This is a genomic window from Pseudarthrobacter naphthalenicus, assembly GCF_029076445.1.
GTDB lineage: Bacteria > Actinomycetota > Actinomycetes > Actinomycetales > Micrococcaceae > Arthrobacter > Arthrobacter naphthalenicus.
Genome location: NZ_JARESG010000005.1, coordinates 167,585 through 189,934 on the forward strand (window position 1 = coordinate 167,585; position 22,350 = coordinate 189,934).

The following is a 22,350-nucleotide window of genomic DNA, read 5'->3' on the forward strand; positions in this document are numbered from 1 at the left end:
TCCGGTCCTAGTTCCGGCGGCGGTTCGGCAGGGCGGAGACGCCGTCGGGCAGCGGGGGCAGGCCGGCGAACGTACACACCATGTCGGACCACGCCTCCAAGTGCGCGGTGACATCTGAGGACGCCGGGGTCCAGGAAGCGCGCAGTTCGATGTCGATCGAGCCGGGCCGGTCCGACAACGTTCCGAAGCTCTCCGACAGGACGCGGGTGGCGGTCCCGCCGGCTGCCCGGTACGGGGCCTTGTGGTTCTCAAGCGCTTCAACGAGCCAGGTCCAGGCGACGGTGCCGAGCATTTCGTCATTGCCCATTTCCGGCTCGAGTTGCGCCCGGATGTACGTGACGATGCGGAATTCGCCGTCCCAGACCGCGGATCCCTCGGGGTCGTGCAGAAGGATGAACCGGCCCGTGGCCAGCTCGGTGTCGGCCTCGTCCTCGGAGCCAGAAGCGGCGGCCAGGGCCATGGCCGCCGGGCCGTGCACCGGAGTGGTGGCTTTACCGGGGCCCGGTGCCATCACCTCGGCGCCGAGGGCGACGGCGAACGGGGCCAGGCGTGCCGGCGCGGGAATTTCCGCCAGGCGCAGTTCACTGCGGCAGTGGGCCTTCCTGAGGGTTCCCAAGGCGTGGAGAAATTCCGGGGGAACCTGGGCGAGTGCGTTCACCATCGCAGATTACGCAACCGCACCGGGCGCGGGGGGCAGGCTCGCCGTCGGCGGGTCATGCTACCTGGCCGCCCCGTGCTCATGGTGGGCCGTCAGTTCGTGGCGGATCGCCGCCACGAAGGCGTCGATGTCCTCCTCGCTGGTATCAAAGGAGCACATCCAGCGGACCTCGCGGGCGGCTTCATCCCAGTCATAGAACCGGAACGACTTCCGCAGCCGGTCCGCCACCCCGGCCGGCAGGACCGCGAACACACCGTTGGATTCCGTCTTTTGGGTGGGCTCCACGCCCTCGATCGTCTCCACCGCAGCCCTCAGCCGGGCTGCCATGGCGTTGGCATGCGCGGCGGAACGGAGCCACAGATCGCCCTCCAGCAGCGCAATGAACTGGGCCGAAAGGAAACGCATTTTTGAGGCGAGCTGCATGTTCATTTTGCGGAGGAACACCAGGCCGTGGGCGGCTTCAGGGTTCAGGGCCACCACCACCTCGCCGTAAAGCAGCCCGTTCTTGGTGCCGCCGAAGGACAAAATGTCCACCCCGGCGTCGCGCGTGAATGCCCGCAGCGGCACGCCCAGGTGGGCGGCCGCATTCGCCAGCCGCGCCCCGTCCATGTGGAGTTTCATGCCCTTGGACTGGGCGTGCTCGGCGATGGCGCGGACCTCATCCGGGGTGTAGCAGGTGCCCAGTTCAGTGGTCTGGGTGATGGAAACCGCCAGCGGCTGCGCACGGTGCTCATCGCCGAAGCCCCAGGCCTCGCGGTCGATCAGTTCCGGAGTCAATTTCCCGTCCGGGGTGGGGACCTGAAGCAGCTTGATCCCGCCGATGCGTTCCGGGGCGCCGTTCTCATCCATGTTGATGTGGGCCGTCGACGCGCACACCACCGCGCCCCACCGCGGCAGAAGTGACTGGAGGGACAGGACGTTCGCGCCGGTGCCGTTGAAGACCGGGAAGCATTCGATGCCGGCTCCGAAGTGCTCCTCCATCAGTTCCTGCAGGCGGGCGGTGTAATCGTCCTCGCCGTAGGACACCTGGTGGCCCTCGTTGGCTGCCGCCAGCGCCGCCAGGACTTCCGGGTGGACCCCGGAGTAGTTGTCCGATGCAAAGCCGCGGATGGAGGGATCGTGCAGCCGCGAAGCGGGGTTGCCGGTCCGGGGTGCGGCCTGTGCCGTGGTTGTCATTGCTTTGCTCACGTTCTCAGTCTAGGGAGGTCGGGCCCAGGGCGGGCTGTGCAGGGCGGGCAGGCCCGGGCGCGAGCCGCACGCGGCGTCCGTTCAGCTCCGATGCCGGGCGGCTGAACAGCCCGACGACGACGGCCGCCAGGTCTTCAACGTCGGTGGCACCGGGAAAGGTCCGTTCCGGGTGCGCCTTCCGCAGTTCCGGATGCACCAGCGCCTTGACCACCAGCACGACGGCGGCGCTCCGCAGGTCCGTGCCTGCCCCGGCAGCTGAACGTGCCAGGCCTTCGGCCATGGCCAGGGTCCAGGCTTCCGCTGCGGCTTTGGCCGCCACATAGCTCGCCGCGGCCGCCGTCGGACTCTCCACCGCGGTGGAAGAGACCATGGCGAACCTTCCACAGCCGGAGGCGGCAATGTCGTCGTAGAAAACGCGGGAAACGTTCCGGAGGGTGGTGATGGCGCCCTGCTCAAGGAAGTCCCAATCGGCGTCGCTCTGGTCCGGAATGCCTTTGGCGCCCCGCCAGCCTCCCACCAGGTGGATCACGGCGTCCGGCGGCCCGGTGGTTTCCGCCAGTGTCTCCCGGAGGGCGCGGACACCGGACAGGTCGGCAAGGTCGCACACCAGGGGCATGACGCCGTCGCCCGCCTGCGCGGCTGCGGCTTCGATCCGCGCCTGGTCCGAACCCACCGTCAGGACCCGGAAACCGGCCTGCCGGAGGGCCCTGGCGACGGCCACCCCGGAGGGTCCGCTGCCGCCGGTGACCAGGACCTGCAGCTGGCTCGGATCGCTCACAGGGCGGAGGCTCCGGTGATGCCTGCGGTGGATTCGATGACCGGGCGCATTTTTTTCTCCAACGCCTCGTAGAACATGGACAGCGGGAATTCGTCGTCCAGCACCTGGTCGGTCAGGCCGCGGGGCGGCCCGGACACCGGAAGGGCGTCCGCGCCCTTAGCCCAGACTGATGCCGGGTTGGGCGTGACCGTGCCGGAAATCAAATCATAGGCTGCCAGCCAGTGCGCCGTCTTGGGCCGGTCGATGGAGCGCCAGTAGAGGTCGTCGATGGCTGACCCGAGCGCGATGACCGCATCCGCCACCTGGTCCCAGTCGATGCGGAGCCGGGTGTCGGTCCAATGCAGGACATGGTGCTGGTGCAGCCACGCGAAGAGCAGCTGGCCGCCGAGGCCGTCGTAGTTGCGCACCCGGCTGCCGGTGATCGCAAAGCGGAAGATCCGGTCGAAGATGATGGCGTACTGCACAAGTTTGGCGTGCCGGCGGGCCTCCGGGAGGGCGTCCTCGTCGTGCTCAATCCGCACGGACTCCCGGAACGCGGTGAGGTCGCAGCGCAGTTCCTCCAGCGAATACAGGAAGTAGGGCATGCGCTGCTTGATCATGAACGGGTCGAACGGCAGGTCCCCGCGCATGTGCGTGCGGTCGTGGATCAGGTCCCACATCACAAACGTGGCCTCGGCCAGTTGCTGGTCTGCCAGCAGGTCGGCAGCACCCCCGGGAAGATCCAGGGAGGTGATGTCCGCTGCCGCGCGCACCACGCGGCGGAAGCGGGCAGCCTCGCGGTCCGCGAAGATGGCGCCCCAGGTGAAAGTCGGCGTTTCCCTGACGGCAACAGTTTCCGGGAAGAGCACTGCCGAGTTGGTGTTGTAGCCGCGGGTGAAGTCCAGGAAACGGATGGGCACAAAGAGCTTGTTGGAGTAGTCGCCTGCCTCCAGCCCGGCCACGAACTCAGGCCAGATGACCTCTACCAGGACGGCCTCCACGAGCCTGCTGCTGCTTCCGTTCTGGGTGTACATGGGGAAGACAACAAGATGCTCCAGCCCGTCCTGGCGCTGCAGCTGCGGCTGGAAAGCCAGCAGTGAGGACAGGAAGTCCGGCACGCCAAAACCGCTCGCCGCCCAGGCCTCGAAGTCGTCGACGACGGCGTCCAGGTAGGCTGCGTCGTGCGCGAAGAGCGGCGCGAGTTCGCTGATCGCTTCGGTGATCGCAGCCACCTCGCGGGCAGCAGCGGCGTGGTGGCCCGGGTCAGGCACCGATCCGTCCTGGCTCTGAAGCCCCTGCAGCAGTTCCGCGGCGGTCCTGAGCCTGAGCCAGGCGGGGTTTTCAGCGCTGATCCTGGTGGGGCCAGCGGTGATGGTGACAGTCATTGACGACAGCCTTTCTCATTGCTTGGGCATCTACGGCGAGCGTAGCAAGCAATCAGACCATCTAATTCAAAAACGACCTGAGCATAAGAAAGTATTATGCTGACACCGCGCTTTCCGGCCATCAGGTGCGGCATGACCGGCCCCTGAAGTGCTTTAGGACTGCGCCGCTTCGGACTCCCCGGCGTCCCGTGGAACCAGCCTCAGGGATACCGAATTGATGCAGTACCGCTGGTCGGTGGGAGTGCCGTAGCCTTCGCCGGCAAAGACATGGCCCAAGTGGGAGTCGCAGTTCGAGCACCGCACCTCAACCCGCTCCATGCCGAGGGTGCGGTCATGGATATACCGCACCGTACCGTCCGCCAGGGGGGCCCAGAAAGAGGGCCATCCACAGTGGGAGTCGAACTTCTCGTTGCTCCTGAACAGTTCGGCCCCGCACGCGCGGCACTGGTAGACGCCCTCCGTGTGGGTGTCCACGTACTCGCCGGTGTACGGGCGCTCGGTGCCGGCCTGCCGGAGCACGTGGTACTCCTCCGGGGTCAGCTCCTGCCGCCACTCGTCGTCGGACTTCCGGACCGCCGCTTCCGGCGCTGCGGCTCCGTCGCCCGCGGCCGGCGCGGGGATGGAATCGGTGGCTTTGTTTCCGAAAACGCTTTTTCCAAAAATACTCATAGTGTCCTCAACGCTCAGGAGTCGCCGATAAATCCCGAACCGGCGTACAGGTGGAGCACGGGGAGTCCCAGCTGATCCTGGGCCTTGTTGGCCCAGTCCGTGTGGAAGGTGTCCGCCACGGCGTGCGGCCGGGTGATCACCACCGCCTGTGACGCACCGAGTTCCTTTACCTTGGTCACCAGGCCGTTGACGGCGCCGCCGTCCACCACCTCGCCGCTGACTCCGCCGCCCAACCCGTCCAATGCTGCCAGCGAGACCGCCAGTGTCTCTGCCGCCTCGGCCCGTTCAGCACCCGGGTCAGGGGCGTGCGCAGTCAGGTCTCGGAAAGCTTTGGCGACATCGAGCAGGGACAGATTTTCGAGGAAATCCACCAGGAGGTGACGCTCGGTGTTGGCCGGGACCAGCAGGACAAGCGGCGTGTCCGAACCGTCCACCAGCCGTTGAATGTTGACGCGGTCATCTGCACCCAGGGGTTCTTCGGTCAGAATGACGATTGGATCGCTCATGGCATCAGCCTAGCCGGGCGCGCTGGTGACTGCACAGGACCCGCGCCACAGGCGTCGAAATAGGGCCAACCCGTCCGCGGCGGTAAGAATGGTTCCATGGCACCTTCCACGCGAACTCCAACGTTGACGGCGATCCCTTCCGCTCCGGCTGACGGGCGCATGTCGCTCCGCGCCAAGTGGACCCTCGGTGGCGCCATCGGCGGCGGGGCCCTCGCGGGACTGCTTGCGACCGGCTCTTCCGCTCTCGCCCTGTATTTTGCCCGGCGGGTCATCACTCCGGTCAAGCAGCGGGCGGCCGACCAGGAAGTCCTGGCGGTCCTCCGGGACGGGGACGTGATGCAGGCCATTTTCGCCGCCACGCCCGAGACCACCGTGGAGGGTGTGTACGGCTTCTTTTTCGACGGCGGCAAGGGACACGCCCGCATTGGTCGGATCGTTTCCTACTCGCCGGCTGACGGCACCGTCCTGCGCGAAGTGGAAGCCGTTTATGCCGGCGACTTCGACGCCGCCCGCCGCGGGTGGTGGAGCGGCGCGCACTATCCGGATCCGGCCGCAGCGGGGATCGGGGCCGAGGACGTGCTGATCGACGTCGACGGCGGGCAGGCGCCAGCCTGGCTGGTCCGGGCCGAGGGTGGCGGCAGGATCTGGGCCATCATGGTTCACGGCCGGGGAGCAACCCGCCAGGAGGCCCTGCGCGCCGTACCCCCTGCACTGGAACTGGGGCTGACCAGCCTGCTGATCTCCTACCGGAACGACGGACTGGCTCCCTCAGCTGACGACGGCCGGTACGGCCTTGGGTCCACCGAGTGGAGGGACGTGGACGCGGCCATCGGGTATGCCCTGGCCAACGGCGCCCAAGAGCTTGTCCTTTTCGGCTGGTCCATGGGCGGCGCCATCTGCCTGCAGACGGCGGACCTGTCCCGCCACCGTCACCTCATCCGGGCCCTGGTCCTCGATGCGCCGGTCATCAACTGGGTCAACGTCCTGGCACACCACGCCCAGCTGAACAGGATTCCGTCCCTGGTGGGGCGGTACGGGCAGCTCATGCTGGGCCACCCGCTGGGGCGCCGGCTCACCGGCCTTTCGGCGCCCGTCGACCTCAAGGCCATGGACTGGGTGGCGCGTGCCGTCGAGGTCCGCACGCCCACGCTGGTCATCCACAGCATCGACGACGAGTATGTTCCCTACGAGCCCTCCGCCATCCTGGCTGAGCGGAATCCGGACATGGTCACGTTCGAAGCCTTCAGCCGTGCCAGGCACACGAAGGAATGGAACGCTGATCCCGAGCGCTGGGAAAGCGTGGTCAAGGCGTGGCTCCGCACCCAGCTGGCGCCGCGGACCAATCCCGGGCAGCGCAGGGCGGAGGAACCTTAGGGCGTTCCCGTACCGATACCGGCGGTCACCGCAGAGGTCAGCCGGATGAGGTCCGCCGGGGCCAGTTCGATATCCAGTCCGCGCCTGCCGCCGGAAACCAGCATGGTCCGGAGCGCGAGGGCGCTCCCGTCGATCACGGTGGGGGAGGCCTGGCGCTGGCCGAGCGGGGAGATGCCGCCCAGAACGTAGCCGGTGCGCCGCTGTGCTGCGGCAGGATCAGCCATGGCGGCCTTTTTGGCTCCCAGCGCCGCTGCGAAGGCTTTGAGGTCAAGGCTACCGCTGACCGGCACCACTCCCACGGCCAGCCGGCCTTCCACTTCGACCATGAGGGTCTTGAAGACCATCTCCGGAGCGATGCCCAAAGCTTCGGTCGCTTCCTCGCCATAGCTGGCCACCGACGGATCGTGCGTGTATGGGTGCAGCACAAAGGGAACGCCGGCAGCAGCCAGGACGGCTGTTGCGGGCGTTCCCTGCGACGGACTCTTGCGTCCCACGGTGCCGGTTCTGTCAGGAAGCCTCGGGCTGCTCGAGGGCGGCCACTTTGCGCTTGATCCGTCCCAGCATGGCGGTCATACCCCGCATCCGCAGCGGCGTAATGGCGCGCGTAAGGCCCAGCAGTTCCGGCATGTCATCCGGGACCGCCAGTATTTCCGCAGCGCTGAGTCCATCAAGTCCCTCGTGCAGCACCCCGGCGAACCCCCGCGTGGTGGGGGCTTCCGGTGGTGCTTTGAAGTAAAGCCGGACCGCAGCGGCCGGGCCGGCGTCGTTCTTTTCCGTCTCGATGGTGAGGAACAGCGGCGACTGGCATTCCACCACCTGCTCCAGGAGTTCAGGGTGGTCCTTCAACCGGTCCGGCAACTCCGGCAGCTCGCGCGAGAACTCAAGCAGCAATTGAAGCCGGTCGGGCTCCGTCAGGGCCCGGAAGTCGTTCACGATTTCCGCCAAGGCGGCGGGCAGTTCTTGTGTAGTCATCTGTTTCAGCTTACGCCGGGACTGCCCCGCGTTCAGCGCCCTTGACGATCGGAGCGCGCACGGCGTTGCCCCACTCTGTCCAGGAACCGTCATAATTGCGGACGGTGTCAAAGCCGAGCAGGTATTTGAGCGCAAACCAGGTGTGGCTGGACCGTTCGCCGATGCGGCAGTACGCCACCACATCGTCGCCAGCCACCAGGCCGGCCTCACCCAGGTACAGCGCCTCGAGTTCGTCGCGGCTGCGGTAGGTGCCGTCCGCAGCGGCGGCCCGGGCCCAGGGGATGGACGCCGCCGTGGGAATGTGGCCACCGCGAAGCGTGCCCTCCTCCGGGTAAGCCGGCATGTGCGTGCGCTGGCCGGTGTACTCCTCCGTGGAGCGGACATCGATGAGCGGCTTGCCGAAGTGCGCCATGACGTCCTCCTTGAAGGCACGGATGGGGGCGTCATTCCGCTCCACCACGGGGTACTCGGCCGGGGCGGGGCTGGGCCGCTCGGTGGTCAGTTCCCGGCCTTCGGCAATCCACTTGTCCCGGCCGCCGTCCAGCAGGCGGACATCCTCGTGGCCGAAGAGGGTGAAGACCCAGAGGGCGTAGGCAGCCCACCAGTTCGACTTGTCCCCGTAGATCACCACGGTGGTGTCGCGGGAGATCCCTTTCGAGCCGGCCAGGGCGGCGAATGCCTCGCCGTCCACGTAATCGCGGGTCACTTCATCGTTGAGGTCCGTGTGCCAGTCAATCTTGACGGCGCCGGGAATGTGGCCGGTCTCATAAAGGAGCACGTCTTCATCGGACTCCACCACAACCAGCTTTCCTTCCGCTACCGCACCCGATTCGAGGGCGGCGGCCAGCCAGTCAGTTGACACCAGGCGCTCAGGGTTGGAATAGGCGGCAAACTTCTCGTTTTGTTCAACGGCATAGGGCATGGTGATGGCCTTTCACTTCAGGGTGCGGCGGACCTGCCGCCCGAGTTGGAAACCTACCTCCAGCCTAGCCATGGCTGACCAGCATGTCCGCCCCGCCGTTAACGGGGGAAATGTGGCCTTCGTCACGGGATAGCCATGAACAGCGGCTTGGCGGGGGAGGGCCGGTACGTTGCCGGTATTCTTGCTGGGGACAATACACCAGCAGAACGGACCACCTTGGTACAGATCGAACAGCTTGCCGCACGCACCCCGGCGGTATCGGTGGATGAGCTCCTCAAGGGCTTTTACCCTTCCCCACGGTTCGGGCAGGTCTCGTTTGCCAGTTACCGGCCGGACCCCAACCAGCCGTCCCAGTCGGCAGCGGTCAAGGCCCTGGAAGGATTCGCCGGCGGCGTTGGTGCCGGTGACGGCGCCGGGCTGTTCAGGAAGCTGTTCGCGAAGAAGGCCGAGACCAGGGCAGGGATCTATCTGGACGGTGGATTCGGCGTGGGCAAAACCCACCTGCTGGCTTCACTGTGGCATGCCGCCCCGGGCCCCAAAGCGTTTGGCACCTTTGTGGAGTACACCAACCTGGTGGGGGCCCTGTCCTTCCGGAAGACCGTGGAGGCCCTGAGCCACTACAAGCTGGTGTGCATCGACGAATTTGAGCTCGATGATCCGGGTGACACGGTGCTGATGTCCCGGCTGATGCGTGAACTGGCCGACGCCGGCGTGAAGCTCGCGGCGACGTCCAACACGCTGCCGGGTTCCCTGGGCGACGGCCGCTTTGCCGCCGTCGACTTCGCCCGTGAGATCCAGGTCCTCGCGGACCAGTTCGACGTCATCAGGATCGACGGCGAGGATTTCCGCCACCGCGGCCTGCCCGCTGCCCCGGCCCCGCTGAAGAACAGCCAGCTCTCTGCCCAGATGAAGGCGGAGTTTGACGGTAAGACGGTGGCCCAGGACGAATTCAGTTCCCTGATCGGGCATCTGGCCGGCGTGCACCCGAGCCGGTACCGGCAGCTCATCGACGGTATCGACGGCGTGGTGTGGCGGAACGTGGAAACCATCACCGAACAGGCGGTGGCCCTGCGCTTTGTGGTGCTGGCGGACCGCCTCTATGACAAGGATGTGCCCATCCTGGCCAGCGGGGTCCCGTTCGACAAGCTGTTCACGGAAGAGATGATGCACGGCGGCTACACCAAGAAGTACTACCGTGCTGTGTCGCGCCTGACGGCCCTGGCCCGCGAGGGCCAAAACCACGAGCCGTCCTAAGCGCGGTCCGGCTGCGTTCCGGCCGGGCTGAAGCTGCATTTCCCCGCTGAATGGTCCATTCCCCGCGGCGTTCCCCGGGGAACGGACCACCTCAGGGGGAAAAGCCGGGGGCCGCGATGGGTTGGTTTGCGCACCCGCCCCGCTTAAACGCCAAAGGTGCGGGTGCCGCCTCCCGGCGGGACCCGCACCTCCTTGACGTACCAGGGCAACGCCCCGGTCAAATCCTTAGTTACGGAGCCCGGTCAACCGGCGGAACCGGCGGAGCGGGGTTGACCGGCGGTACCTGCTCGTTGGCAGGGGTCTCGCCCGGTGTTCCGTTTTTATCAACGAGCCTGGAAGCGCCATCCTGGAGCTTGTCCACGTGCCCGGCGTACTTGCCGCCGGTCTTGGTGTCAACAAAATCCCCGGCCTTGGTGATGCCGTCCTTGATGGCCTGCTCGTTGCCATGGATAAGACCCTGAGCCTTGCCCTTAAGATCGTCAATTAGTCCCACGAGCACCTCCCTTCAATCGCGGAGCCAGGTCGCTCCTCCGCAACCGATCCTAGCCCTGTCGCCCCCGGCGTGCCAAGGAAACAGGGCGTGCCCGGCGTTCGCTGGCAGCGGATGTCACGCCGCCCGTGGGTGCCGCTGCAGAGTGGGAGCGCCGGCAACCGCCCGTGGGCCGTCCCTGAGTGCGCAGCCGCCAGAAAATGGGCAAAAAAAAGCAGCTCACGGGGAGCTGCTGCTGTGGGCGATACTGGGATCGAACCAGTGACCTCTTCCGTGTCAGGGAAGCGCGCTACCGCTGCGCCAATCGCCCGGAACCGGAGAGCCGGCCTGGTGGTGTTGCTGGGAGAAGAGAGCGGACGACGAGATTCGAACTCGCGACATCCACCTTGGCAAGGTGGTGCTCTACCAGCTGAGCTACGTCCGCATATGAAGCAAGTCCTGGCAAGGGCCAGACCAACTACATGAAGCAAGTTTCCTTGCCTGGTGGGCGATACTGGGATCGAACCAGTGACCTCTTCCGTGTCAGGGAAGCGCGCTACCGCTGCGCCAATCGCCCATTGCCATCCGGAATGAACCGAAAGCCATGGTTTTCACCGAGGTGGGTACGGGATTCGAACCCGTGTAAACGGCTTTGCAGGCCGCTGCCTCGCCTCTCGGCCAACCCACCGTGTAAGCGAAGAATCCGAAGTTCCTTGCCGTGACAGTGTCCTGCGAGCGGACGACGAGATTCGAACTCGCGACATCCACCTTGGCAAGGTGGTGCTCTACCAGCTGAGCTACGTCCGCATGTTGACCGTTGATTCCGTGCCGTTTCGGGCATTTCCTCGCGTTCCAACGAGTAAGAACTCTATAGGAGGTTCAGGGAATCTACAAATCGGACGTCCGGAAAAGTCGACGACGGCCGGGGATCCCTGCAATCTAGGGGTTTTTTCGTATTACAAGCATGTAATTCGTGGCGGTCGTAATCTCGATTTCCATAAACCCGGTCCGGTCCGCTAGCATTCAAAGGCATCGGGGCGATTGGCGCAGTGGTAGCGCGCTTCGTTCACACCGAAGAGGTCACTGGTTCGAACCCAGTATCGCCCACCGAGGATCAGGTCCGTTTCCGCTCAAGCCGAGCGGAAACGGACCTTTTTTGTGTCCCCCCTTTTTGTCAGCCCCCTGTGAAAGAGTCGTTGTATGACTGATCCACTCCTTGCCCACGCCACGGAATACGGCCGCATGTACGCACGGTCCACCTCCGAGCAGTTCTCTGTTCCGTCCATCACCACCGTGATCGGCCAGCAGCCGCACGGGCTGGACGGCTGGTTCGGGTATATGGGAGCCAGCAGCCTGGCCAAGGATCCCTTGCTCGCAGACTGCCTGGGCAGTCCGGCCAAGATCCGGCAGGCTGTCAACCGGGCGTCAAAGGCGGCCGAGACGTATCGTGATGACGCCGCAAAACGCGGTGACCGGGTCCATAACTACTGCGAACAGGTGGCGCTCCGCGCCCTGGGCCGGCCGCATGCCATGAAGGAAACCCGCGAGGCTCTTGCAGCCAACGGCGAGGAGGCCTTTGCGTTGCGGTTCGACGAATGGTGGGAGCTCTACGACGTCGAACCCATAGCCCCCGAAATTACCGTGTGGAACAAGTCCGTGGGCTACGCCGGCACGCTGGACCTTGTGGCCCGCATCAACGGCCGGATCTGCCTCATCGACTATAAGACCAAGGGCACCACGCGGGACGGCACCGTCAAGCCTCTGGATGACAAGGTTGTGATGCAGCTTGTAGCCGGGATGAAGGCCGAGGAAAGCCTGGTGGATCCGGTTGCCGGCGAATGGGAGGCATGGAAGTACGGCGAAAACCCCCTGCTGCTCGCCGTCGCCATCGGGGAGACCGAGGTCCGCCCGGTCCGTGCGAATCCGGAGGTTCTCAAACATCACTGGTGGAAGTTCTGCGCCCTGCGCCGGGTCTGGGAGCTCTCCGCTGACACACTCGCTGCCGGTACGGCCCTGCTTCCCGTCGCGCCGCCGCCGTCCGTGCAGCACGTACGCACCGCTTAGTACTACTGGCTGCAGCAGAGCGCCCGTCCCGGCAGTGATGCCCCTGCACCTAAACTGGGTAGGTTCACCAACACCCACCGTGAGGAAAAACAGCACATGGCCATTCTGAATATCCGCATCATTGGTGATCCCGTGCTCCGCACAGTGGCCGATCCTGTGACGGAATTCGGGCCCGAGCTGGCCAAGCTCGTTGCAGACATGACCGAGACCATGGAAGACGTGGAAGGGGCCGGCCTCGCCGCGCCCCAGATTGGTGTCAGCAAGCGGATCTTTACCTACCGTGTGGGCGGCGTTGACGGCCACATCATCAACCCGGTGCTGGAAAACAGCGACGACTACCAGGCCGACCACATAGAAGGCTGCCTCTCCATCCCGGGACTGGGATTCCCCGTCCGCCGGTTCAGGGCCACGAAGGTCACGGGAGTGGACCTGCACGGGAACCCCGTTACCGTCGAGGGCGAGGGCATGCTGGCCCGCTGTTTCCAGCACGAAACCGACCACCTGGACGGCATCCTCTACACCGACCGCCTCGAAGGCGAAGACCGGAAGACTGCGCTGCGCTCCATCCGGAATGCCAACTATGACGCCATCACAGAACGCACGACGGCGAAGCGCGCCAAGACCGTCGGCTCCAGTTTTGGTGGCGGCAACGTTGGGGGCGGCAGCTTCGGCGGGTCCGGTTTCGGTGGCACGAACTCATGAGGGTCCTCTTCGCAGGTACACCGGCCGTCGCCGTTCCCTCCCTGGACGCACTGGTTAAGGCCGGCTTTGACGTCGTTGCCGTCCTGACCCGCCCGGACGCGCCGCTGGGACGCAAACGCGTGCTGACGCCGTCGCCCGTTGCCGCCCGCGCCGCAGAACTCGGCATCGGCGTCATCCACGCCACCCGCGTTGACGACGCCGTCACGGCGCAGATCGCCGCCGCCAAACCCGATGTCGCCGCCATCGTGGCCTACGGGGGACTGATTCCCCGGGCCGCGCTCGAGGTCCCTCCGCACGGCTGGATCAACCTTCACTTCTCCCTCCTTCCCGCGTGGCGCGGCGCCGCGCCCGTGCAGCGTGCCGTCATTGCCGGTGATGACGTGACCGGAGCTGTCACCTTCCTGCTGGAGGAAGGGCTGGACACCGGACCCGTCTTCGGGACGCTGACCGAGAGCGTTGGCCCAAACGACACCTCCGGAGCGCTGCTGGAGCGGCTGTCCCGCAGCGGCGCCGTGCTGCTGTCTCAGACCTTGTCCGCGGTGGAGGCAGGGAAGGCTGCGCCCCGGCCTCAGGAGGGGGAAGTTTCGCTGGCACCCAAACTGACCATCGACGACGGCCGGCTCGATTGGATGCAGCCCGCCCTGGCCATCAGCAGGCGCGCACGGGGGGTCACTCCCGAGCCCGGGGCCTGGACCACGCTGGCGGGTCAGCGGGTCAAGCTGGAACCCGTTCAGCTCCGGCCCGACAGGTCGGATCTTGAGCCCGGGACGGTCCGCCTTGAGGAAAAAAACGTTCTGGTAGGAACGGGGTCCCACGCGGTGCAGCTGACAGGGATCCAGCCTGCCGGCAAGAAAATGATGGCCGCGGCCGATTGGGCACGGGGTATGGCTTCACGTGAAAGTGTGGTGTTCGAATGAGCGGGTCCGGCGGTAATACAGGTGCCCGGGGTGGAGATCGCGGCGGAAGCAGCCGCGGCAAGGGTGGACCGCGCGATTCGAGCACGCGCAATGCCCAGGGCCGGGAACGGAACCGGAGCTCCCAGAAGAGTTTCACCGAGAATGCTCCCGCGCAGCGCACGCGCCGGGCGGATCCTGCGCGGCTGGTGGCTTTCGAAGTCCTGCGCGCCGTGGCCTCCGAGGACGCGTACGCGAACTTGGTGCTCCCGTCACGCATCCGGCATCACGGCCTGGACAAGCGCGACGCCGGCTTCGCCACTGAACTGAGCTACGGTGCCCTGCGCGGGCAAGGCACTTATGACTCCATCCTGGCCCGCTGTGTGGACCGTCCACTGGACCAGCTCGACCCCGCCATTCTTGATGCCCTGCGGATCGGCGTCCATCAGCTGCTGGCCATGCGCGTTCCGGCGCACGCCGCGCTGGACCAGACGGTTGGCCTGGCCCGGGCCGTGATCGGCGCCGGCCCCTCCGCGCTGATCAATGCGGTGCTGCGGAAGGTCTCTGCCCACACGCTCGAAGAGTGGCTGGACCTCCTGGTGGCAGGGGAAAGCGACGAAACAAAAATCGCGTCCATCCGCTATGCCCACCCTGAATGGATTGTCCGGGCCATGCGGCAGTCCCTGGTGGCGCACGGACGTTCGGCCGCGGAGATCAATGACCTGCTGGAAGCGGACAACGCTGCCCCGGTGGTCAACCTGGTTGCCCTGCCGGGCCTCGGGAGCCTGGATGAGGCCCTGGAAAACGGGGCCACCCCCGGTGAACTCGTGGAAGGCTCGGCACTCTCCAGCGGCGGGGACCTCGGCCGGCTCGCCACGGTGCGCGAAGGCAGCACCCGGGTCCAGGACGTGGGCTCGCAGCTCGTGGCCCGGGCCATGGCGGCGGTCGACCTCGGCCCGCGCACCGACACGCCCGACGGCGCCGGTGAACGCTGGCTCGATCTGTGCGCCGGCCCCGGTGGCAAAGCCGCCCTCCTCGGCGCCCTCGCCCGGCAGCAGGGTGCCACGCTTCTCGCCAACGAACCGGCCCCGCACCGCGCCAAGCTCGTGAGCCAGGCCCTGTCCGCAGTCCCGAAGGATGTCTGGCGCGTCCGGACCGGGGACGGCCGCGAAGTTGGAACGGAACAGCCCGAATCCTTCGACCGCGTCCTGGTGGACGTGCCCTGCAGCGGCCTCGGTGCCCTCCGGCGCAGGCCCGAGTCCCGCTGGCGCCGCACACCCAAGGACCTGGCGGACCTCGGTCCGCTGCAGCGCGCCCTCCTCACCTCAGCGCTGGACGCCGTGCGCCCCGGCGGAGTGGTGGCCTACGTGACCTGCTCACCGCACCCGGCGGAAACCACCGCCGTCGTCACCGATGCCCTGCGGAAGCGGGACGACCTGGAACTGCTGGACGCCGGCGCCGTGCTGGACGGCGTAAGCCTGCCCGGAAAGCTGGGCGCCGGCCACGACTCCACGGCCCAGCTCTGGCCGCACATCCACAGCACCGACGCCATGTTCCTGGCCCTCATCCGCAAGAAGGCCTGACCCGTGAAAGGTTCACCCATGCCGCAATGCTGCATCAACCCGAGCATTCTCTCCGCCGACTTCGTGAACCTCGAAGCCGAACTGCAGCGGATCAGCAACGCCGACGCCGTCCACGTGGACGTCATGGACAACCACTTCGTCCCCAACCTCACCCTCGGGCTGCCCGTGGTCCAGCGGATCCAGGCGGTCAGCCCCGTTCCGCTGGATGCACATCTCATGATCTCCGATGCCGACCGCTGGGCCCCCGGTTTCGCCGACGCAGGGCTGGCGTCCGTGACCTTCCACGCCGAAGCCTCCATCGCGCCGGTAAAACTCGCCAGGGAACTGCGGGCCCGAGGCTCCAAGGCCGGCATGGCGCTGCGTCCGGCCACCGCCGTGGAACCTTACCTGGATATGCTCGAAGAACTGGACATGCTCCTGATTATGACCGTGGAGCCGGGATTCGGTGGGCAGGCGTTCCTGGACCTGACCCTGCCGAAGATCCGCCGCGCCCGCGCCGCCATTGACGGATCCGGCCTTGAGGTTGCCCTCCAAGTGGACGGTGGCATCACCGAGGAAACCATTCTCCGGGCGGCCGAGGCAGGGGCCAACGTCTTTGTGGCCGGCTCCGCCGTTTACGGTGCCGAAGATCCTGCCGCGGCCATCGGACGGCTGCGCGAGGCCGGCAGCCTTAAGTTACGCAGCGGGTCCGGGGAATAGTCGGGGCCGTCTGGCAGTTGTGGCACAATAGCAACACACATTACGTGCTCCGGGGTCGGTGTAAGTCCGAACCGGCGGTGACAGTCCGCGACCCGCGAGCCGGCGCTTTCCCCAACCAGGGAGGGAACCGGCGGACGGTTGAACCGGTGAAATTCCGGTACCGACAGTTAAAGTCTGGATGAGAGAAGCACGTTCAGCTGTATCTGTGGCGCCACTGCGGCGCCGCGGCCTTCTGCTGTCGTATACCCCCGGAGCCATCGCGGTTCTAGAGGGAAGGAACGACACACACATGAACCCCTTGCGATGGCTCTTTGAAGCCAGGTTGTCCCAAGGACGGGATGCCCAAAACGCCACCATGGTGGCCGCCGCATGACCGGGACCGATACGGTCACGGCATTCAGCGCCGCCGAGACCGCCGCCATGGAGGCCGCCCTTGAAGCAGCCCTGCGCGGGCCGCGCGGAGCAAACCCGCTGGTGGGCGCCGTCGTGATTGACGCCGACGGCCGGCAGTTAGTGACCGGATATCACCGCGGCGCCGGGACCCCCCACGCCGAAGCGGACGCGATCAGCCAGGCCGAATCCGCCGGGCTGGACCTGACCGGCTGCACCATTGTCATCACCCTGGAACCCTGCGACCACCGCGGCCGGACCGGACCCTGCACGCAGGCGATCATCGCCGCGGGAATCAAAGACGTGGTGTACGCCGTTGACGACCCCCATGATCCGGCCGCGGGCGGCGCAGCCACCCTGCGGAACGCGGACGTCAAGGTACGGAGCGGGCTTGGCGCCGTGGAGGCGTTCGAGCTGAACCGCCAATGGTTCCTCGCCGTAGCCACCCGGCGCCCGTTCGTCACCCTGCACATCGCCCAGACCCTGGACAGCCGGATAGCGGCCGAGGACGGAACCAGTCAATGGATTTCGTCCCCTGAATCGCTCGCGGACAACCACGCCCTGCGGGGACGGATCGACGCCATCCTCGTAGGAACCCAGACCGTGCTGGTGGACAACCCGCGCCTGACCGCGCGTGATCCATCGGGAACCACGGCCGGCAAACAGCCGCTCCGCGCCGTCATGGGCCTGCGCGGGATCCCCGCGGACGCGGCCATCCACGGCGACGACGGCCACGTGCTCCACCTGCCCACGCGCGATCCCCGGGAGGCGTTGTCGCTGCTGTACGCGGCAGGCGTCCGGCACGTCATGGTGGAAGGCGGTTCACGCATCCTCAGCTCCTTCCTGGCCGCCCGGCTCGTGGACGAACTCATCGTCTACCTCGCGCCCACCCTGCTGGGCTCCGGAACACCGGCCCTGAACGGCCTGGGAATCACCACGCTCGCGGACGCCATGCAGTGGGACTGGGACCCGTCCGGCGGTGGCGCGGTACAGACCCTGGGGCGCGACCTGAGACTCCACCTCCGCCCCGAACCAATCCAAGCTTTGGAACCACAACCAGCCCGCGCTGCCGCGGAACCAGCCATGGGAGGCTACTGATGTTTACCGGAATTATTGCCGAACAAGGAGAGGTCCTTTCCGTGGCGCGTGACGGCGATACCAGCGCCACCCTCCGGCTGCGTGCCCCGGGCACCACCGAAGGACTTGCCCTCGGCGGGTCCATTGCCGTGAACGGCGTCTGCCTGACCGCCACCGAGATTGACGGCAAGGACTTCAGCGTTGACGTCATGGGCGAAACGCTGGTGCGCAGCACCATCGGAGAGCTCGACGCCGGCGATTCGGTTAACCTCGAACGCTGCGTCCCGGCCGGTGGCCGGCTGGACGGCCACGTGGTGCAGGGCCACGTGGACGGTGTGGGGCAACTGGTGGAACGCGAAGCCCTGGGCAATTGGGAACGCCTGCGCTTCGCCGTCCCGGTGAACCTGGCCCGGTACATCGCCGAAAAGGGTTCCATCGCCATCGACGGCGTTTCGCTCACCGTCACCGCGGTCAGCCCCGCGGCCGAGGCCGAACCCTGGTTCGAAGTGGGACTGATCCCCACCACGCTCGCCGACACCGGCCTGGGCGCAAAACAAACCGGCAGCCGGGTCAACCTGGAAGTGGATGTGCTGGCAAAGTACACCGAACGGCTGCTGGCATTCAGCACCGGCGCAGCAAACGGAGGAACCCGATGAATACCACTGTCCGCGCCCAGCCCGCCGCCGGGGCCGCGCCGCGCCCTGACGCAGCCAAGGGGCTTGACCTCGTGGAAGACGCCGTCCGGGCCATGGCTGCCGGACTGCCCGTGCTGGTGGTCGATAACGAGGACCGGGAAAACGAAGGCGATATCATCTTCGCGGCCCAGCATGCCACGCCGGCCCTCATGGGCTGGACCATCCGTTACAGCTCCGGCGTCATCTGCGTCCCCCTGACCGGGGACCGCGCCGACGCCCTGGAGCTGCCTCCCATGGCGGCCGTGAACCAGGACTCGAAGGGGACGGCCTACACCGTTTCCTGCGACGCTGCGGTGGGGGTCAGCACCGGCATTTCCGCCACGGACCGCGCCCTGACCGCCCGCGTGCTGGCAGACCCGGCGGCCGGACCGGCCGCTGTAACCAGGCCGGGGCATATTTTCCCGCTCCGGGCCGTTAACGGGGGAGTGCGTGAACGCCCCGGCCACACCGAAGCGGCCGTGGACCTCTGCCGGCTTGCCGGACTGGAGCCGGTGGGCGTGATCGCAGAAGTTGTGTACGACGACGGTGAGATGATGCGGCTCGACGGGCTGCGGGCATTCGCCGCCGAACACGGGTGCCCCCTGATCTCGATTGAGGATTTGGTGGTTTACCTTGAAGCAGGGGCCGCGGTTCCCGCCGACAGTCACACCGGGCCGGACGCCCGGGCGGAGTAGAGGAGTAACGATGACGGTTTCCGAGCTTTCGGACGACAGCCAGCACAACGGCCACCACCGCGGGGCAGCCGCAAACGGCCGTGCCCACCCGGTCAGCTCCGGGCCGATTGTGCAGCTTCCCACCGCCTTTGGCGACTTCATCACGCAGGCCTGGACTGACCTGGTCACCGGCGCGGAGCACCTCGCGGTCAGCTCACCCAATCCTCCCAAGGACGGCCTTGCGCCCCTGGTCAGGCTCCATTCCGAGTGCTTGACCGGCGATGTCTTCGGGTCCTACCGCTGCGACTGCGGCGAACAGCTGGCCTATGCCCTGGAGCTCATCAATGAGTATGGCGGCACGCTGCTGTACCTCCGCGGACAGGAAGGCCGGGGCATTGGCCTGGCCAACAAAATCAAGGCCTATGCCCTGCAGGAAGCCGGCTTCGACACCGTGGAGGCCAACGAGCAGCTCGGGCTGCCCGTCGACGCCCGCTGCTACAAGGCCGCCGCCCAGATTCTCGCGGAGATGGGCCTGCACGAGGTCCGGCTCCTGAGCAACAACCCCGACAAACAGAACCGGCTTGCCAAGGCCGGGGTCAGGGTGGTGGAGATGGTTCCCACCGAGGTGCCGTCCCGCGACCAGAACATCCGCTACCTGCAGACCAAGAAGGACCGCATGGAGCACCGGCTCACGCTGGACACCCACGTTGCAGCAGTGCCCGTCGCCGCTGCCGACACATTCTCCCCTGACAACGACTGACTCCCCATAACGACTGAACGGACCACCTACACGCATGAGCGGACATGGCGCACCAGATATTGACCTCACTACCCTGAACCCGGCGGAAACATCGCAGCTGCGGCTGGCCATCGTGGCTGCCAGCTGGCACACCCAGATCATGGACGGCCTCCTGGACGGTGCACTGCGCGCTGCCAAGGACGCAGGCATCAGCGAGCCCACTGTCCTGCGGGTTCCGGGAGCCTTCGAGCTGCCGGTCGCTGCCGCGCGGCTGGCACCGCACTTTGACGCGGTGGTGGCGCTCGGCGTCGTCATCCGCGGCGGCACGCCGCACTTCGAATACGTATGCCAGGCGGCGACGGCGGGACTTACCGATGTGAGCGTCTCCACCGGCGTGCCGGTGGGCTTCGGCGTGCTCACCTGCGACACGGAACAGCAGGGACTGGACCGCGCGGGCCTGCCCGGCTCCAGCGAGGACAAGGGCCACGAAGCGGTGACGGCGGCCCTGGCCACCGCCGTTCTGCTCAAGCAGTACAAGTAGCAGTCCGACAAACGGCTGGCGGGCGCGTGTGTGTTCCCTCACATCGCGCCCGTCATGCGTCGGCCCGACAGGCGCCGCCGGGCCCGCAGCAAGTAGGCTGTAGGGCGTGAAGAATTTCGAGACGCTGTTCGCTGAACTGAGTGAGAAGGCAGCCACCCGCCCGGCAGGCTCCCGCACCGTCGCTGAATTGGAGTCCGGAGTCCACGGCATCGGCAAGAAAGTCGTGGAGGAAGCAGCCGAAGTCTGGATGGCCGCTGAGTACGAATCCGATGAGGCCGCGGCCGAGGAAATCTCCCAGCTGCTGTACCACCTGCAGGTTCTGATGCTCGCCAAAGGCCTGACCCTGGAAGACGTCTACAAGCATCTCTAGCCACAGCGGTGCCGCGGCCTTCCCGGCCGGCCGGTGCCTTGTGTGGCCCGAATTGCCTGATCAACAGACCTCCCCAACCAAGAAAGACCCCCATGCTGCGAGTAGCCGTCCCCAACAAGGGCTCCCTGTCCGAAGCCGCGTCCGCGATGCTGTCCGAGGCGGGCTACCGCCAGCGCCGGGACACCCGCGAGCTGGTCATGATGGACCCGGACAATGACATTGAGTTCTTCTTCCTCCGCCCCCGCGACATCGCCGTTTACGTCGGCCGGGGAACCCTCGACGTCGGCATCACCGGCCGCGACCTGCTGCTGGACGCTGAGGTGGAGGCCGAGGAACTCCTGCCCCTGGGTTTCGCTGCCTCCACGTTCCGCTTCGCCGGACCGGTGGGGGACTTCAGCAAGGTTGAGGAACTCGAAGGAAAGCGTCTCGCCACCAGCTATGACGGCCTGCTCCGCGGTTACCTTGCCGAGCGCGGCGTCAACGCCAAAGTGGTGCGGCTCGACGGCGCCGTCGAGTCCTCCGTGCGCCTCGGCGTCGCGGACGCCATTGCCGACGTCGTCGAAACCGGCAATACGCTCAAGGCCGCCGGCATGGAGATCTTCGGTGACCCCATCCTCAAGTCCGAAGCCGTCCTGATCCGCCGCACCGGCAAGGGAGGCGCCGCGAACGGCACCGCCAGGGAGATCGACGTTCTCATCCGCCGCCTCCAGGGCGTCCTGGTGGCACGGCAGTACGTCCTCATGGACTACGACATCCGCAAGGAACTCGTGGAGAAGGCTGCGGCCCTGACACCCGGCCTGGAATCACCCACGGTATCGCCGCTGCGCGACTCCGAGTGGGTGGCTGTGCGGTCCATGGTCCCCAAGAAGGACACCAACCGCATCATGGACGAGCTGTACGACCTCGGCGCCCGCGCCATCCTGGTCAGCAGCATCCACGCCTGCCGGATCTAGGGGACATTGTCATGGCTGTAGCTGTACGAGTCATTCCGTGCCTCGATGTCGACGCCGGACGTGTGGTGAAGGGCATCAACTTCGAGGGGCTCCGCGACGCCGGTGACCCGGTGGAACTTGCCCACCGCTATGACAACGCCGGCGCTGATGAGCTCACGTTCCTGGACGTCACCGCATCCTCCGGCAACCGCGAAACCACGTTCGACGTGGTCCGCCGAACCGCTGAGGAAGTCTTCATCCCCCTGACCGTGGGCGGCGGCGTCCGCGGCGTGGCCGAGGTGGACAAGCTCCTCAGGTTCGGGGCGGACAAAGCATCCATCAACACCGCCGCCGTGGCGCGGCCGGATGTCATCAACGAAATCAGCAGGCACTTCGGGTCCCAGGTGCTGGTCCTGTCCGTGGACGCGCGCCGGACCCGTCCGGGATCCGAGCCCACGCCGTCGGGCTTTGAAGTAACCACCCACGGCGGCCGCACGGGCACCGGCATCGACGCCGTCGCATGGGCGAAGGAAGCCGCGGACCGCGGCATCGGCGAGATCCTGCTTAACTCCATCGACGCGGACGGCACCAAGGACGGGTTCGACCTTGAGCTCATCCGCCTGGTGCGTGCCGCCGTCAAAGTGCCGATCATCGCGTCCGGCGGCGCGGGGGAGCCGGCCCACTTCCCGCCGGCAGTGGCCGCAGGCGCCGACGCCGTGCTGGCCGCCTCAATCTTCCACTGGGGCCCGGACAACATGATGGCCCAGGTCAAGGACGCCATCCGCGCAGCCGGCTTCGAAGTCCGCTAATCCCGCCCGCTTAACCACAACGCGGGGTCACTTTTCGCCCAATAAACGA

General features: G+C 66.6%; 25 protein-coding genes, 6 tRNA genes and 1 riboswitch. Of the genes, 16 read left to right on the forward strand and 15 right to left on the reverse strand.

Translation table 11 applies throughout. From position 1 onward, the window contains the following. Positions 1-7: 7 nt before the first annotated feature. The 6 genes from PY310_RS07085 to PY310_RS07110 form a co-directional block, all read right to left on the reverse strand. Positions 8-661: a DUF3000 domain-containing protein gene (locus PY310_RS07085; RefSeq protein ID WP_275213646.1), complete on the reverse strand. Its 654-nt coding sequence runs from the start codon at positions 659-661 to the stop codon at positions 8-10. Positions 662-718: 57 nt separating this feature from the next. Continuing rightward, positions 719-1,834 (reverse strand): threonine aldolase family protein, encoded by a 1,116-nt coding sequence (locus PY310_RS07090; protein ID WP_275213730.1) that lies wholly within the window; start codon positions 1,832-1,834, stop codon positions 719-721. A 16-nt stretch (positions 1,835-1,850) separates the two neighbouring features. Next, positions 1,851-2,624 carry an SDR family oxidoreductase gene (locus PY310_RS07095; protein WP_275213647.1) on the reverse strand — a complete coding sequence of 258 codons (774 nt, stop codon included), beginning with the start codon at positions 2,622-2,624 and terminating at the stop codon, positions 1,851-1,853. Then, a complete protein-coding gene (locus PY310_RS07100; protein WP_275213648.1) occupies positions 2,621-3,988 on the reverse strand; it encodes a DUF6421 family protein in 1,368 nt (455 codons plus the stop codon). Before PY310_RS07100 ends, PY310_RS07095 begins: the two co-directional genes overlap by 4 nt. Positions 3,989-4,141: 153 nt before the next feature. Continuing rightward, positions 4,142-4,657: a peptide-methionine (R)-S-oxide reductase MsrB gene (gene msrB, locus PY310_RS07105; protein WP_275213650.1), complete on the reverse strand. Its 516-nt coding sequence runs from the start codon at positions 4,655-4,657 to the stop codon at positions 4,142-4,144. 14 nt (positions 4,658-4,671) lie between these two features. Continuing rightward, a complete protein-coding gene (locus PY310_RS07110; protein ID WP_275213651.1) occupies positions 4,672-5,163 on the reverse strand; it encodes a hypothetical protein in 492 nt (163 codons plus the stop codon). Between the two features lie 96 nt (positions 5,164-5,259). Here PY310_RS07110 and PY310_RS07115 point away from each other — a divergent pair, with 96 nt between their 5' ends. Next, positions 5,260-6,537, forward strand: coding sequence for an alpha/beta hydrolase family protein (locus PY310_RS07115; protein ID WP_275213652.1), 1,278 nt, complete (start codon positions 5,260-5,262; stop codon positions 6,535-6,537). On the opposite strand, the gene ybaK is transcribed toward PY310_RS07115, so the two are convergent. Genes ybaK through PY310_RS07130 form a run of 3 tightly spaced genes read right to left on the reverse strand, consistent with a single transcriptional unit; the run spans position 6,534 to position 8,431 of the window. Next, on the reverse strand, positions 6,534-7,031 hold the full coding sequence (gene ybaK / locus PY310_RS07120) for a Cys-tRNA(Pro) deacylase (RefSeq protein ID WP_275213654.1): 498 nt from the start codon (positions 7,029-7,031) through the stop codon (positions 6,534-6,536). The two genes, PY310_RS07115 and ybaK, sit on opposite strands and share 4 nt — an antisense overlap. A 13-nt stretch (positions 7,032-7,044) precedes the next feature. After that, positions 7,045-7,509, reverse strand: a complete 465-nt coding sequence (locus tag PY310_RS07125) for a SufE family protein (protein ID WP_275213655.1) — start codon at positions 7,507-7,509, stop codon at positions 7,045-7,047. A 10-nt stretch (positions 7,510-7,519) separates the two neighbouring features. Further along, positions 7,520-8,431 carry a sulfurtransferase gene (locus tag PY310_RS07130; RefSeq protein ID WP_275213656.1) on the reverse strand — a complete coding sequence of 304 codons (912 nt, stop codon included), beginning with the start codon at positions 8,429-8,431 and terminating at the stop codon, positions 7,520-7,522. Between the two features lie 216 nt (positions 8,432-8,647). On the opposite strand from PY310_RS07130, the gene zapE reads away from it, so the two are divergent. Beyond that, positions 8,648-9,685 carry a cell division protein ZapE gene (gene zapE / locus PY310_RS07135; protein ID WP_275213732.1) on the forward strand — a complete coding sequence of 346 codons (1,038 nt, stop codon included), beginning with the start codon at positions 8,648-8,650 and terminating at the stop codon, positions 9,683-9,685. 229 nt (positions 9,686-9,914) lie between these two features. Here zapE and PY310_RS07140 read toward each other — a convergent pair whose 3' ends face one another. The 6 genes from PY310_RS07140 to PY310_RS07165 form a co-directional block, all read right to left on the reverse strand. Further along, complete coding sequence (locus PY310_RS07140) at positions 9,915-10,178, reverse strand: antitoxin (protein ID WP_275213657.1); 264 nt, start codon at positions 10,176-10,178, stop codon at positions 9,915-9,917. A gap of 235 nt (positions 10,179-10,413) precedes the next feature. After that, positions 10,414-10,485, reverse strand: a tRNA-Val gene (locus PY310_RS07145). 41 nt (positions 10,486-10,526) lie between these two features. Continuing rightward, positions 10,527-10,599: transfer RNA gene (locus tag PY310_RS07150), tRNA-Gly, on the reverse strand. A gap of 57 nt (positions 10,600-10,656) precedes the next feature. Continuing rightward, positions 10,657-10,731 (reverse strand) — tRNA-Val (locus PY310_RS07155). A 40-nt stretch (positions 10,732-10,771) separates the two neighbouring features. After that, positions 10,772-10,842: transfer RNA gene (locus PY310_RS07160), tRNA-Cys, on the reverse strand. Between the two features lie 46 nt (positions 10,843-10,888). Beyond that, a tRNA-Gly gene (locus PY310_RS07165) sits at positions 10,889-10,961 on the reverse strand. A 228-nt stretch (positions 10,962-11,189) separates the two neighbouring features. On the opposite strand from PY310_RS07165, the gene PY310_RS07170 reads away from it, so the two are divergent. From PY310_RS07170 to hisF, 14 genes are all read left to right on the forward strand, one after another. Further along, a tRNA-Val gene (locus PY310_RS07170) sits at positions 11,190-11,261 on the forward strand. 93 nt (positions 11,262-11,354) lie between these two features. Continuing rightward, the gene (locus PY310_RS07175; protein WP_275213658.1) at positions 11,355-12,218 is read left to right on the forward strand and encodes a cytochrome; all 864 of its coding nucleotides are present in this window, start codon (positions 11,355-11,357) and stop codon (positions 12,216-12,218) included. Between the two features lie 96 nt (positions 12,219-12,314). Continuing rightward, positions 12,315-12,920, forward strand: coding sequence for a peptide deformylase (gene def / locus PY310_RS07180; RefSeq protein WP_275213659.1), 606 nt, complete (start codon positions 12,315-12,317; stop codon positions 12,918-12,920). Then, on the forward strand, positions 12,917-13,837 hold the full coding sequence (fmt, locus tag PY310_RS07185) for a methionyl-tRNA formyltransferase (RefSeq protein ID WP_275213661.1): 921 nt from the start codon (positions 12,917-12,919) through the stop codon (positions 13,835-13,837). Before def ends, fmt begins: the two co-directional genes overlap by 4 nt. After that, a complete protein-coding gene (locus PY310_RS07190; RefSeq protein WP_275213662.1) occupies positions 13,834-15,396 on the forward strand; it encodes an RsmB/NOP family class I SAM-dependent RNA methyltransferase in 1,563 nt (520 codons plus the stop codon). The genes fmt and PY310_RS07190 overlap by 4 nt, the downstream gene beginning before the upstream one ends. Positions 15,397-15,414: 18 nt before the next feature. Then, positions 15,415-16,095, forward strand: coding sequence for a ribulose-phosphate 3-epimerase (gene rpe / locus PY310_RS07195; RefSeq protein WP_275213734.1), 681 nt, complete (start codon positions 15,415-15,417; stop codon positions 16,093-16,095). Positions 16,096-16,135: 40 nt separating this feature from the next. Further along, a riboswitch (FMN riboswitch) is annotated at positions 16,136-16,290 on the forward strand. 174 nt (positions 16,291-16,464) lie between these two features. Next, positions 16,465-17,583 carry a bifunctional diaminohydroxyphosphoribosylaminopyrimidine deaminase/5-amino-6-(5-phosphoribosylamino)uracil reductase RibD gene (gene ribD, locus PY310_RS07200; protein ID WP_275213664.1) on the forward strand — a complete coding sequence of 373 codons (1,119 nt, stop codon included), beginning with the start codon at positions 16,465-16,467 and terminating at the stop codon, positions 17,581-17,583. Continuing rightward, positions 17,583-18,218, forward strand: coding sequence for a riboflavin synthase (locus tag PY310_RS07205; protein ID WP_275213665.1), 636 nt, complete (start codon positions 17,583-17,585; stop codon positions 18,216-18,218). Before ribD ends, PY310_RS07205 begins: the two co-directional genes overlap by 1 nt. Then, positions 18,215-18,931, forward strand: coding sequence for a 3,4-dihydroxy-2-butanone-4-phosphate synthase (gene ribB / locus PY310_RS07210; protein ID WP_275213666.1), 717 nt, complete (start codon positions 18,215-18,217; stop codon positions 18,929-18,931). Before PY310_RS07205 ends, ribB begins: the two co-directional genes overlap by 4 nt. A gap of 10 nt (positions 18,932-18,941) precedes the next feature. Further along, positions 18,942-19,670 carry a GTP cyclohydrolase II gene (ribA, locus tag PY310_RS07215; RefSeq protein WP_275213667.1) on the forward strand — a complete coding sequence of 243 codons (729 nt, stop codon included), beginning with the start codon at positions 18,942-18,944 and terminating at the stop codon, positions 19,668-19,670. A gap of 34 nt (positions 19,671-19,704) precedes the next feature. Further along, entirely contained in the window at positions 19,705-20,190 is a 486-nt protein-coding gene (ribH, locus tag PY310_RS07220; RefSeq protein WP_275213668.1) for a 6,7-dimethyl-8-ribityllumazine synthase, read from the forward strand. A 106-nt stretch (positions 20,191-20,296) separates the two neighbouring features. After that, positions 20,297-20,560: a phosphoribosyl-ATP diphosphatase gene (locus PY310_RS07225; protein WP_028270786.1), complete on the forward strand. Its 264-nt coding sequence runs from the start codon at positions 20,297-20,299 to the stop codon at positions 20,558-20,560. 92 nt (positions 20,561-20,652) lie between these two features. Then, a complete protein-coding gene (hisG, locus tag PY310_RS07230; RefSeq protein WP_275213671.1) occupies positions 20,653-21,513 on the forward strand; it encodes an ATP phosphoribosyltransferase in 861 nt (286 codons plus the stop codon). 11 nt (positions 21,514-21,524) lie between these two features. Further along, a complete protein-coding gene (gene hisF, locus PY310_RS07235; RefSeq protein ID WP_275213672.1) occupies positions 21,525-22,301 on the forward strand; it encodes an imidazole glycerol phosphate synthase subunit HisF in 777 nt (258 codons plus the stop codon). The last annotated feature ends 49 nt before the right edge of the window (positions 22,302-22,350 follow it).

Bases quoted from the DNA above. Each gene is read 5' to 3' on its own strand.
- PY310_RS07085 (WP_275213646.1), bottom strand. From the start codon at position 661: ATGGTGAACGCACTCGCCCAGGTTCCCCCGGAATTTCTCCACGCCTTG.
- PY310_RS07090 (WP_275213730.1), bottom strand. From the start codon at position 1,834: ATGACAACCACGGCACAGGCCGCACCCCGGACCGGCAACCCCGCTTCG.
- PY310_RS07100 (WP_275213648.1), bottom strand. From the start codon at position 3,988: ATGACTGTCACCATCACCGCTGGCCCCACCAGGATCAGCGCTGAAAAC.
- msrB (WP_275213650.1), bottom strand. From the start codon at position 4,657: ATGAGTATTTTTGGAAAAAGCGTTTTCGGAAACAAAGCCACCGATTCC.
- PY310_RS07110 (WP_275213651.1), bottom strand. From the start codon at position 5,163: ATGAGCGATCCAATCGTCATTCTGACCGAAGAACCCCTGGGTGCAGAT.
- PY310_RS07115 (WP_275213652.1), top strand. From the start codon at position 5,260: ATGGCACCTTCCACGCGAACTCCAACGTTGACGGCGATCCCTTCCGCT.
- PY310_RS07125 (WP_275213655.1), bottom strand. From the start codon at position 7,509: ATGACTACACAAGAACTGCCCGCCGCCTTGGCGGAAATCGTGAACGAC.
- PY310_RS07130 (WP_275213656.1), bottom strand. From the start codon at position 8,431: ATGCCCTATGCCGTTGAACAAAACGAGAAGTTTGCCGCCTATTCCAAC.
- PY310_RS07175 (WP_275213658.1), top strand. From the start codon at position 11,355: ATGACTGATCCACTCCTTGCCCACGCCACGGAATACGGCCGCATGTAC.
- def (WP_275213659.1), top strand. From the start codon at position 12,315: ATGGCCATTCTGAATATCCGCATCATTGGTGATCCCGTGCTCCGCACA.
- fmt (WP_275213661.1), top strand. From the start codon at position 12,917: ATGAGGGTCCTCTTCGCAGGTACACCGGCCGTCGCCGTTCCCTCCCTG.
- PY310_RS07190 (WP_275213662.1), top strand. From the start codon at position 13,834: ATGAGCGGGTCCGGCGGTAATACAGGTGCCCGGGGTGGAGATCGCGGC.
- rpe (WP_275213734.1), top strand. From the start codon at position 15,415: ATGCCGCAATGCTGCATCAACCCGAGCATTCTCTCCGCCGACTTCGTG.
- ribD (WP_275213664.1), top strand. From the start codon at position 16,465: ATGACCGGGACCGATACGGTCACGGCATTCAGCGCCGCCGAGACCGCC.
- PY310_RS07205 (WP_275213665.1), top strand. From the start codon at position 17,583: ATGTTTACCGGAATTATTGCCGAACAAGGAGAGGTCCTTTCCGTGGCG.
- ribB (WP_275213666.1), top strand. From the start codon at position 18,215: ATGAATACCACTGTCCGCGCCCAGCCCGCCGCCGGGGCCGCGCCGCGC.
- ribA (WP_275213667.1), top strand. From the start codon at position 18,942: ATGACGGTTTCCGAGCTTTCGGACGACAGCCAGCACAACGGCCACCAC.
- ribH (WP_275213668.1), top strand. From the start codon at position 19,705: ATGAGCGGACATGGCGCACCAGATATTGACCTCACTACCCTGAACCCG.
- hisG (WP_275213671.1), top strand. From the start codon at position 20,653: ATGCTGCGAGTAGCCGTCCCCAACAAGGGCTCCCTGTCCGAAGCCGCG.
- hisF (WP_275213672.1), top strand. From the start codon at position 21,525: ATGGCTGTAGCTGTACGAGTCATTCCGTGCCTCGATGTCGACGCCGGA.